Genomic DNA, 10,638 nt, shown 5'->3' with positions numbered 1-10,638 from the left:
CAGCGTGGCCCCGATGTCGGACGTACGGGTCGTGGTCATCGACTGGACCGACACCGGCGCCCCGCCCCCGACCGCCACCGGCCCGACGTGGATCTGCCGCGACACGCGCCGCTCGGCGATCGGCCGGACCGGTACCTCGGGAACGCCCAGAGGAATGGCGGTCATGACGTCACTCCCGGTTTCCGGAGACCGTCTCGCGCATGGCACGCAGCGACTCCTTGAGGGAGCCCATGGTGGCGAGGACGGCGGTGGGCTCATAGCCGCAGTGCGCCATGCAGTTGGCGCAGCGCGGGTCCTTGCCGCGGCCGTACTTGTCCCAGTCGGTCTTCTCGATGAGTTCGCGGTACGTCGGCACGTAGCCGTCGCTCATCAGGTAGCAGGGGCGCTGCCAGCCGAAGAGGGAGTAGTTCGGGATCGCCCACGCGGTGCACGGGAAGTCGACCTTGCCCTCGAGGAAGTCGAGGAACAGTGGCGAGTGATTGAGCCGCCAGCGGCGCCGGTTGCCACCCCCGAAGGCCTTCTTGAACAGTTCGCGGGTCTGCTCCACGCCCAGGAAGTGCTCCTGGTCGGGCGCCTTCTCGTAGGCGTAGGCGGGCGAGATCATCATCTCGTCGACCTGGAGGTCGTCGTTGAGGAAGTTGAGCACCTCGATGATGGTCTGCGGGGTGTCCGTGTTGAAGAAGGTCGAGTTGGTGGTGACCCGGAAGCCGCGCCGCTTGGCCTCCTTGATGGCCGCCACGGCCTCGTCGAACACGCCCTCCTTCGCAACGGACTCGTCGTGCCGCTCGCGCAGCCCGTCGATGTGCACGGCGAAGGCGAAGTAGGGGGAAGGCGTGAACTTGTCCATCTTCTTGCGCAGCAGCATGGCGTTGGTGCACAGGAAGACGAACTTCCGCTTCGCCACCAACTGCCGCACGATCTCGTCGATCTGAGGGTGCATCAAGGGCTCGCCGCCGGCGATGGAGACCATCGGCGCACCGGATTCGAGCACCGCCCCCACGGCCTGGGCGACCGGCATGCGCTGCTTGAGCACACCGGCCGGGTGCTGGATCTTGCCGCAGCCCTCGCACTTGAGGTTGCAGGCGAAGAGCGGTTCCAGCTCGACGATGAGCGGGAACTTGTCGCGCCTGCGGATCTTCTGTTCAGCCAGGTATGTTGCGACCTTGATGGACTGGCGCAGCGGCATGGCCATCTGGCTCACCTCCGGGGGAGCAGCAAAGAACGGTGCCATTCATAAAAAACGGGAAGTACGGACCTGAGGACGCGGAAAGCCGATATTCCGCCGCGTAGCGTGCCGATCCGGACGAGTTCATGTTCTGGAGCGTCCACCACCACCCGTAGGGCCGCAACCGGGCGCTCGCCCGTCCGTACGGCGCTCAGGAGCGTGGCGGCCGACTCCATGTCGACGGCGATCGCGCCGGTCGCGAACAGGTCGGACCGTTCGTGACCGCGGACGACGTGGTCGGACCCGGTGAGGGGCCCGGTGTGGACGGTGCGCCCCGGGACGGTGCGCACGAGTTCCTTGACCAGCAGTTCGGTACCCACGCACGGCACGGTGCCGCGCGGGTCCCGGGTCTCCTCGGCGACGACGAGGTCGCCGGGGTGCATGCCGGGGGCGAGTCCCGCGCAGAACCCGGTGGCCAGCACGGCGGCCCCGGACAGGGCCGGGTCGGCGAGCAGCCGGGTGACGGCACGTTCGGCCGCCTTGGGTCCCATGCCGGTGCGGTGGACGGAGACCGGCCCGCCGGTGCCCGTGCGATGGCCCGCGCGCAGGGCGAGGTGCTCGATGCCGAGCGCGCAGGCGATCAGCAGCGGGGCCGGAGCGGGCTGGGTGCTCATCAGCTCCCCTCGGCCTCGGCGAGCGGCTTCTTCGCGAAGGGTTCGCCGTGCACGTACCGGCCGAGCGCGGTCAGCGGGAAGACCTGCCGGTAGAGGTGGTAGTTGATGGAGAAGTCCCAGGGGAAGCCGGTGCCGGTGAAGTACGGCTCGTCCCAGGAGCCGTCCTCCCGCTGGGTGGCGGCCAGCCACTCGATGCCGCGCTCCACCGCCTTCGAGTCCTTCTCCCCCGCCGCGAGCAGCGCCATCAGCGCCCACGCGGTCTGGGAGGCGGTGGAGGCACCGCGGCCGCTCCATTCCTTGACGTGCTTGTAGGAGCGCAGGTCCTCGCCCCAGCCGCCGTCGTCGTTCTGCACGGACTCCAGCCAGGTCACGGCCCGGCGGATCGCCGGGTGCGAGCCGGGCAGGCCGGCGGCGGTCAGCGCGGGCACCACGGACCCGGTGCCGTAGATGTAGTTGACGCCCCAGCGCCCGAACCACGAGCCGTCCTGCTCCTGTTCGGCCAGCAGCCAGGTGATGCCGCGCCGGGTGCGCGGGTCGTGGGAGAGCCCCTCCGCCGCGAGCATCTCGACGACGTGCGCGGTGACGTCGGCCGAGGGCGGGTCGATGACCTCGCCGAAGTCGCAGAACGGCAGCTTGTTGGGGAACGGGCTGGTGTTGTCGACGTCGAAGGCGCCCCAGGCCCCGTTCTTCGACTGCATCCCGAGGTTCCAGCGCACCCCGCGCCCGATCGCCCGGTCCACCCGCTCCGGGTCGTGATGCTTCACGCGGCGCAGCGCGAGGATCACCTCGGCGGTGTCGTCGATGTCGGGGTAGTTGTCGTTGTGGAACTCGAACGCCCAGCCGCCCGGCGGCAGCCCGGGACGCTGTACGGCCCAGTCGCCGGGCCGGACGATCTCCTCGCCGAGCATCCAGTCGGCCGCCTTGACGAGCTGCGGATGGTCGGCGGGCACGCCCGCGTCGGCCAGCGCGATGGCGGCGAGGCAGGTGTCCCAGACGGGCGACTGACAGGCCTCGATCATCCGGGCCCCGTCCTCGCGCCAGACGGCGAACCGGTCCAGCGACGCCAGGCCCTCGCGCATCACGGGGTGTTCGAGGTCGTAGCCGAGCAGATACAGAGCGATGATCGAGTACACCGCCGGGGGCTGGATGCCGCCCCAGCAGCCGTCGTTCTCCTGTCGCTCGATGATCCAGCGGGCGGCGGAGTTCATCGCGGCCTTGCGCAGCCTGCGTGGCATGACCTTGCGGGCCTGGTGCAGGGCCTTGTCGAGGCGCTGGAAGGCGCCGTCCCAACTCGCCGCGGGCGCCAGCGGCTTCGGCGGATTGGGGTTGGCCGGGTCGGTGTGCAGCTCGTCGAGCGGGAACGGCGCGGGTCGCACCGGCCGCTTCGCCGAGACGATGGTCAGCGGCACGATGGTCTGCCGGGCCCAGCACCCGAAGTCGTAGATGTTGAGCGGCATCCACTTGGGGAAGTAGATGAGCTCCGGCGGGAGTTCGGGCAGATCCTCCCACTTCCACCAGCCGAACAGCGCCAGCCAGATCCGGGTGAACACGCGGGAGGCGGCGATGCCGCCGCGCTCGCGGATCCACGCGGAGGCCTTCGCCATGTGCGGGGCGTCGGGTTCGTCGCCGGCCAGCCGGAGGGCGACGTACGCCTCGACGGTGGTGGACAGTTCACCGGGGCCGCCGTAGAACGTGGCCCAGGTGCCGTCCTCCCGCTGCTCGCCTCGGATGAAGAGCGCGGCGGCGCGGGTCGTCACATCGTCCTGGATGCCCAGGAACTGGCGCAGGAGCAGGTCCTCGGCGTCCATCGTGACGTTCGTCTCGAGGTCGCCCTTCCACCAGCCCCCGGCGTCCTGCTTCGAGAGCAGGAAGTCGGTGGCGCGCTGAACGGCGCGTGCGGCGGCTTCTTGTACCCCGGCCGCCGCGGGGATCGTGAGGTCGGTTCGGGTGGCCGAGGCAGCGCGGGGCGGCAGGGTGGCCCCGGTGCTTCCGTCGGTCGTCGCTGTCATGGCTTCCCCTTCGTGCAGTCGTGCGAGTCGTGCTGCTGTGGGTCCGCCGTCGGCCGGTGTCCGTCATCCCTCGACACCGGCCGGCGACTACGCGAGGGTCATGCGAACGATAGTGATCATCTCTTTCGTACGACGACGAAGTCGGCGAGCGCCGTGAACCGGTCCCGTACCTGGTCGGGCATGTCGATGGCGTCGAGGGCTTCGATGGCGATGGTGTACTGACGGCGCGCCTCTTCGGCGGTCCACTCGCGGCCGCCGGCCTCCTCGATGAGGGCGGCGCGGGCCGCGAACTCCTCCTCGGAGAAGTTCTCGAAGTCGCTGCTCTTGGCGTCGGCGGCGAGCATCTCGCCGAGCCGCTCGGAGGCGGGGCCGCCCGCAGCGAGCGCGGCCACGACCGGCAGGGACTTCTTGCGCTGGCGCAGGTCGCTCCAGGTCTGCTTGCCGGTGGCCTCCGGGTCGCCCCAGATGCCGAGGAGGTCGTCGACGGCCTGGAAGGAGAGGCCGAGGTGGTAGCCGTACTTCTCCAGTGTGTCGGCGGTGCGGTCGTTCGCGCCGCCGAGCACCGCGCCGATGGAGGAGGCGCAGGCCAGCAGGGCGCCGGTCTTGTTGCCCTCCATCTCCAGGCACTCGGCGACGCTGACGCGGTCGCGGTGCTCGTAGGAGATGTCCTGCGCCTGACCGTCGATCAGGGCGCGGGTAGCGGTGGTCAGCCGGCGGGTGGCGCGGCCGGCCTCGACCGTGCCGAGCTCCAGCAGGATCTCGTTGGCCAGCGCGAACAGGGCGTCGCCGACCAGGATCGCCTGGGAGGGGCCGTGCACCTTCCAGACGGTGTCGCGGTGCCGGCGCTGTTCGTCGCCGTCCATCAGGTCGTCGTGCAGCAGCGAGAAGTTGTGGATCAGCTCGACGGCGACCGCACCGGGGATGCCGGTCTCGGGAGCGCCACCGGTGACCTCGGCGGAGAGCACGGCGAGGGCGGGTCGCACGGCCTTGCCGCCGTCGCCGTCGGCGGGATTGCCCGCGGCGTCGATCCAGCCGAAGTGGTAAGCGGCGACGGTGTCCATCGGAGCGGCCAGGCGGTCGATCGCGGCCCGCAGTACCGGTGTGGCCAGGGTCCGGCCGCGCTCCAGGAGCACGGTCACGTCCACCGCGGCCCTTCGAGCGGGCGTCGCAGCCGGGGGCACAGTGGGCACAGTCTCTCCTCTTGTTGCGGTACCGGGGGTGCGGGGGCCTGCCACCTGTTGCTCGAGCGTCACGCCGCCTCCTCGAGTTCGAAGAGGTGACGGGGGCGGGGCCGGCCCAGAGCGTTCAACGCGGCGTCGGCCGCGCTGACTCCACTGCGGACCGCACTCTCCATGGTCGCGGGCCACCCGGTGGCGGTCCACGCTCCGGCCAGGTACAGGCCGGGAGTCCTGGTGCGAGCGCCGGGCCGCAGCCGCCCGACGCCTGGGGTGGGGGCGAACGTCGCCGTGCGCTCCCGGGTCACGAAGAAATCCCTGACTTCGGCGCCACGTGTGGCGGGCAGCAACCGCTCCAGTTCGGGCAGATAGCGCTCGCGCAGCGCGGCGACCGGTGTGTCGATGTCGTCCTGCGCGGCCGACTGGGACACTGCCAGGTACTGGCCGCTCGTCAGCCCGGAGGCCTCCGTGCGGTCGAAGACCCACTGCACCGGGGTGCCCAGGGCCGCGAAGAACGGCTTGGTGAGCACCCGGCGGTCGTAGACGACATGGACGTTGAGGATCGGCGCGGTGCCGATGCCCAGCAGCTGGTCGGGGGCGTCCAGGGCGCCGTCCGGCAGCAGGTCGTGCGTCTCGCGCTGGGGTACGGCGAGGACGACCGCGTCGGATTCGAGTGTCTCGCCGGGAACCTGAACGCTCCAGCGTCCGTTCCCGTTCATAGAGACGGAGGTGACGCGTGTACGGACCTCGGTACGGACGCCCGCGGAGTCGAGCGCCTTGCGGGCCAGCCGGTCATGCAGTTCCCCGAGCGGGACGCGCGCCCAGCCGATGTCGGCCGCGCCCCGGTCGGACAGCAGACCGGTCTTGAACACCATCGCGGCGAGCCCCAGCGAGGCGTCGCCCGCGACCGCGTTGAGGGTGGCGACCCCGACCAGGTCCCACAGGGCTTCGACGGCACGCGCCGACTGGCCGTGCGCGGCCAGCCAGCTGCCGAAGTCCTGGGAGTCCAAGGTCGGATCGGCGAGGTCGAGCCCCTGGAGCGCGAGCGCGGCACGCCCGACCGCGGCACGCTCGGCGAGCGAGAGGTGCGGATAGGTGGCCAGGCTCCGGCCCAGGTGGAGGGGTACGGGAAGCGGGTCGCGCCGCAGCCTGCCGAGCCGCCGTCCCTCGGGTTTGGCGACGTCGAGGACGGGCACGTCGAGACGGTCCTGCAGCGGTGCCAGCGCCGTGCCCTCGATGCGGTCGAGGAACCAGCGGTAGGCGGTGCAGCAACGCAGGTACACGTGCTGGCCGTTGTCGACGGTCAGTTCGCCGCGCTGGAAGGAGAAGGCGAGACCGCCCAGTCTCGGCCTGCCCTCGAGCAGGGTGACGTGTACGCCGGCGTCGGCGAGCGCGAGCGCCGCGGTGATGCCCGCGAGCCCGCCACCGACCACGACGGCGGAGCGCCCGGTGTGTCCCGGTGTGTGGGGCTGCGGCTGCTCGGGCCGCGTGCCGTCGGTCATCGTGCACCCTCCCGTGCGCGCCGGCCGTACCCGTCGAACGGTGCACGGCGGGCCGTCGCAGTCAGGGACGCCCCTGCGGAGCGGAGGGTTGCGTCCCGCCTGTCGCCGGCGGGGTCGCCTGGGCCCATGGCGTCCATCAGGCGCGCCTCCTGACGGTCTGCCGGGACACGTGCCGGGCGTCCAGACCGGACAGCCCGCGCACGGCGACGTACGCCTTCTCGCGTCCGGACAGCGAGACCCGGCCGCGCAGCACCGCCTCCGGCTCACGCTCGATGCGGTCGAGCAGCCGGCGGTAGATCCCGGCCATGGCGGCGACACAGGCGCCGCTGCGCCGGTCGAGCATGGGCAGCAGCCGGTAGCCCTCGGCGAAAAGGGCGCGTGCCCGTCGCACTTCGAAGTGCACGAGACCCGCGAAGTCGGAGCCCTCGGGTGGAGTGGGGCCGTTGAACCCCGTCGAGCAGCCGAACTTGGCGAGGTCGTCGGCGGGCAGATAGGTACGGCCGCCCTCGGCGTCCTCGCGGACGTCCCTGAGGATGTTGGTGAGCTGCAGTGCGAGGCCCAGCGTGTCGGCGTACTCGGATGCGCGCTCGGCGCCGCGCGCTCCCGGTTCCGTACCGAACACGCCCAGCGAGAGGCGCCCGATGGCACCGGCCACGCAGCGGCAGTAGACCTTCAGGTCGTCCCAGGTCTCGTAGGTCTCCCCCCGCACGTCCATCTGCACGCCGTCGATCAGCTCGTCCAGGCCGCCGAGCGGGATCGGGAACGCGCCGGCGGCATGGGCGAGGGCGACGGCGACCGGGTCGGTGTCGTCCTCGGCGACCGCTCCCTCACGCACCCGCGTGAGCAGGGCCCGGGTGTCCTCGAGCCGCGCGACCTTGACATCGCCCGCCAGCGTGCCGTCCCCGATGTCGTCGACGCGCCGCGAGAAGGCGTAGAGCGCGGACACCGCGCGGCGCTTGGGCGTCGGCAGCAGTCTGATGCCGTACGCGAAGTTACGGGCCTGCTGCCCGGTGACGGCCTCGCAGTAGCTGTAGGCGGCGAGTACCGGTGCGGACACGTGTGGTTCCGACTCCACGGTCCGGATCACCCCTCTCCTCGCAGGGTCACGCCCACCTCGCGCAGCAGCTGGACCTTGCCGGGCTTGGGCGGGCCGGGAAGTACGTCGTATTCGGCGGCGGCGATCGCGCGGATCGCCGCCCTTCCCCCTGCCACGAACCCGGCAAGCAGCAGCTTCAACCTGCCGTGGACGCTACCCACCAAGGGGGCGCCTTCATTCAGCAGATCGCGGGCGCGTTGCGCTTCGTATGCAACCAGGGCGCGCACCGATGCGCTCGCGGTTTTCGTGGCGAGATCCGCCTCCTGGACATGAAACCGCTTCATGTCCACGGCGGGGAGATAGATCCGGTCGCGGCCGAGGTCCTCGGCGACGTCCTGGAGGTGTTCGACGATCTGGAGTGCCGTGCAGATCGAGTCGGAGAGGCGGGTCCGCTCGGGGGTCGAGGTGCCGGTGACGGCGAGGACGAGGCGGCCGACGGGATTGGCGGACAGTTCGCAGTACGCGAGGAGGTCGTCGTAGGTCTCGTAGCGCTTGAGGAGCTGGTCCTGGCGGTTGGCGGCGATCAGCCCGAGGAAGGGCTCGGGAGTGAGGTCGCGGCGGCGGACCACGGGCTGGAGGCGGCGCAGGATGGGGTGGTGGGGGGTGGCGTCGAAGACGCGGTTCAGGTCGGCCTCGAAGGCGTCCAGCAGGAGCAGGCGGTCCTCGGCGTCCTCGGGCGACACGCCGAGCAGACGTGCGTCGGCGCCACCGGGGGCGAGATCGCCGTCTCCGATGTCGTCGACGAGGCGCGCGAAGCCGTACACGGCCATCAGATCGTCGCGCCAGGCCCTGGGCAGGAAGAACGGGGCCACGGGGAAGTTTTCGTGCGCGGCCTTGTCGAGCGTGCCGCGCTCGGGATCTCGGGTACGCGGCGTGTCGGTTCCCGTCACCGCGCGCTGCCCTGGACGGGGACGGCACATGCTGCGTTGAGCTGGGGAGTTTCCGTAGCCATTGCCGTCACATCTCCCGTTCTACACTGCCGATCCAATACTCACTATTTCGGACACGCCGCCCGGCCGTCCGTGGGACGGCACCGGCGCAGGGTGTCGCGCATTATCGCCCCACTTGCCGCTTTCCGGGACCGGTACAGCTTACGTTGTACAACGCATCAAGGTCCGCCGGGGTGTCCTGCACATCACAACAACACACCGATTGCTGTCAAGATTCCTAAGCGACCACGGAGTTGACCTTTCCTTTGCAGACGCGGAGCCCCGCCGGAAAGGTTCCGGCGTGGCCCCGGGTGAAATGCCACTACTTGCCCGTGAACTTCTCGTACTCCTTGAGTACCTCGTCGGTCGGGCCGTCCATGCGCAGCTCACCGCGCTCCAGCCACAGGACCCGGTCGCAGGTGTCGCGGATCGACTTGTTGCTGTGACTGACCAGAAACACCGTGCCGGCCTCCTTGCGCAGCTCGCGGATGCGTTCCTCGGAGCGCTTCTGGAACTTGCGGTCACCGGTCGCCAGCGCCTCGTCGATCATGAGGACGTCGTGGTCCTTGGCGGCGGCGATGGAGAAGCGGAGCCGGGCCGCCATGCCGGAGGAGTAGGTACGCATCGGGAGGGTGATGAAGTCGCCCTTCTCGTTGATGCCGGAGAAGTCGACGATCTGCTGGTAACGCTCCCTGATCTCCTCACGGGACATCCCCATGGCGAGCCCGCCCAATATGACGTTCCGCTCGCCCGTGAGGTCGTTCATCAGGGCGGCGTTGACACCAAGGAGGGAGGGCTGGCCGTCGGTGTAGACCTTGCCGCTCTCGGCGGGCAGCAGGCCGGCGATGGCCCGCAGCAGGGTGGACTTGCCGGAGCCGTTGGAGCCGATCAGGCCGATGGCCTCGCCCCGGTGGGCGACGAATGACACGCCCCGCACGGCGTGCACCTTGCGCACGCCCCGCGCCGCGTCGCCGGAGCCGCGCTTGAGGATCCGGCTGAGCGCCGCGGTGGCGCTGCCCTTGCCGGTCTTCGCGCCGTTGACGCGGTAGACGATGTGCAGGTCGTCCGCGATGACGGTGGGGGTGGTGTTCTCCTCAGCCACGGCCGTACCGCTCCTCCGCCTTCCAGAAGTACACGAAGCCGCCGCCGAAGACGACCACGGCCCAGAACAAGGCGATGGCCCACACGTGCGGCGGGAGGTTCGAGGCGCCGTAGTCGTCGATGAGCGCGAAGCGCATGAGATCCATGTAGACGGCGGCCGGGTTGACCTGCAGCAGGCGGACGACCCACTCGGGGCGGCCCTCCATCATCCTGTTGATGGAGAACATCACGCCGGACGTGTACATCCAGGTACGCAGGATGAAGGGCATCAGCTGGGCGAGGTCCGGCGTCGCGGCGCCCAGGCGGGCCACGATCAGCGCGAGTCCGGTGTTGAACAGGAACTGCAGCAGCAGGACCGGCAGGATCAGCAGCCAGGACAGCCCGGGCAGATTGCCGAAGCCGACCACGAAGACGAACATCACGATCATCGAGAACAGCAGCTGCTGGAGCTGCTGGAGCGCGAACGAGATCGGCAGCGAGGCGCGCGGGAAGTGCAGCGCGCGGACCAGACCGAGGTTGCTCGAGATCGCCCGGACGCCCGACATGATCGAGCTTTGGGTGAACGTGAAGACGAACACGCCCGTGACCAGGAACGGGATGTACACGTCCTGGGACATGCCGCGGCTGGCGTGCAGGATGACACCGAAGATGAAGTAGTAGACGGCCGCGTTCAGCAGCGGGGTCGCCACCTGCCAGAGCTGGCCGAGCTTGGCCTGGCTGTACTGCGCCGTCAGCTTCGCCCGGGAGAAGGCGAAGATGAAGTGGCGCCGCCCCCACAGCTGACGGACGTACTCGACGAGCGACGGACGGGCTCCGCTCACGGCGAGCCCGTATTTGGCGGCGAGCTGTGCCGCCGGCAGTCCCTCGTCGGGCGACGGGGTCGCGGTCACCGCGACCGTGCCGTCATGGGTTGTCTCACTCACTGGTGGAAACTTTCGTCTTCGAGTTCGTCTTCGAGTCGTCCGCGCGTCGTCGAGAGGCGCGGAT

The 10,638-nt window shown here is 70.1% G+C and carries 11 protein-coding genes; all 11 read right to left on the bottom strand.

What is annotated here, in order from left to right; translation table 11 throughout:
• Positions 1-165: flavodoxin-dependent (E)-4-hydroxy-3-methylbut-2-enyl-diphosphate synthase (locus IEZ19_RS33115; protein WP_373297093.1), on the bottom strand; the 165-nt coding region annotated here is incomplete at its 3' end.
• Between the two features lie 4 nt (positions 166-169).
• A complete protein-coding gene (gene hpnH / locus IEZ19_RS33110; RefSeq protein ID WP_189315001.1) occupies positions 170-1,192 on the bottom strand; it encodes an adenosyl-hopene transferase HpnH in 1,023 nt (340 codons plus the stop codon).
• A 5-nt stretch (positions 1,193-1,197) separates the two neighbouring features.
• The gene (locus tag IEZ19_RS33105; RefSeq protein WP_189315000.1) at positions 1,198-1,839 is read right to left on the bottom strand and encodes a phosphorylase family protein; all 642 of its coding nucleotides are present in this window, start codon (positions 1,837-1,839) and stop codon (positions 1,198-1,200) included.
• Entirely contained in the window at positions 1,839-3,848 is a 2,010-nt protein-coding gene (gene shc / locus IEZ19_RS33100; RefSeq protein WP_189314999.1) for a squalene--hopene cyclase, read from the bottom strand. The genes IEZ19_RS33105 and shc overlap by 1 nt, the downstream gene beginning before the upstream one ends.
• A 116-nt stretch (positions 3,849-3,964) precedes the next feature.
• Positions 3,965-5,029, bottom strand: coding sequence for a polyprenyl synthetase family protein (locus IEZ19_RS33095; protein WP_189315006.1), 1,065 nt, complete (start codon positions 5,027-5,029; stop codon positions 3,965-3,967).
• Positions 5,030-5,097: 68 nt separating this feature from the next.
• On the bottom strand, positions 5,098-6,525 hold the full coding sequence (gene hpnE / locus IEZ19_RS33090) for a hydroxysqualene dehydroxylase HpnE (protein ID WP_189314998.1): 1,428 nt from the start codon (positions 6,523-6,525) through the stop codon (positions 5,098-5,100).
• On the bottom strand, positions 6,522-6,653 hold the full coding sequence (locus tag IEZ19_RS53735; protein WP_373297092.1) for a DUF6380 family protein: 132 nt from the start codon (positions 6,651-6,653) through the stop codon (positions 6,522-6,524). Before IEZ19_RS53735 ends, hpnE begins: the two co-directional genes overlap by 4 nt.
• Before the next feature lie 8 nt (positions 6,654-6,661).
• A complete protein-coding gene (gene hpnD, locus IEZ19_RS33085) occupies positions 6,662-7,612 on the bottom strand; it encodes a presqualene diphosphate synthase HpnD (RefSeq protein WP_189314997.1) in 951 nt (316 codons plus the stop codon).
• Positions 7,609-8,511: a squalene synthase HpnC gene (gene hpnC / locus IEZ19_RS33080; RefSeq protein WP_189314996.1), complete on the bottom strand. Its 903-nt coding sequence runs from the start codon at positions 8,509-8,511 to the stop codon at positions 7,609-7,611. The genes hpnD and hpnC overlap by 4 nt, the downstream gene beginning before the upstream one ends.
• A gap of 361 nt (positions 8,512-8,872) precedes the next feature.
• Positions 8,873-9,652 carry an ABC transporter ATP-binding protein gene (locus IEZ19_RS33075; protein ID WP_189314995.1) on the bottom strand — a complete coding sequence of 260 codons (780 nt, stop codon included), beginning with the start codon at positions 9,650-9,652 and terminating at the stop codon, positions 8,873-8,875.
• Complete coding sequence (locus IEZ19_RS33070; RefSeq protein ID WP_189314994.1) at positions 9,645-10,574, bottom strand: ABC transporter permease; 930 nt, start codon at positions 10,572-10,574, stop codon at positions 9,645-9,647. Before IEZ19_RS33070 ends, IEZ19_RS33075 begins: the two co-directional genes overlap by 8 nt.
• Between the last annotated feature and the right edge of the window lie 64 nt (positions 10,575-10,638).

Origin of the sequence: Streptomyces brasiliensis (genome assembly GCF_014647875.1) — a bacterium.
Classification (GTDB): Bacteria; Actinomycetota; Actinomycetes; order Streptomycetales; family Streptomycetaceae; genus Streptomyces; species Streptomyces brasiliensis.
The sequence above is the reverse complement of the archived record's forward strand: the minus strand, read 5'-3'. Positions and strand labels throughout refer to the sequence as shown.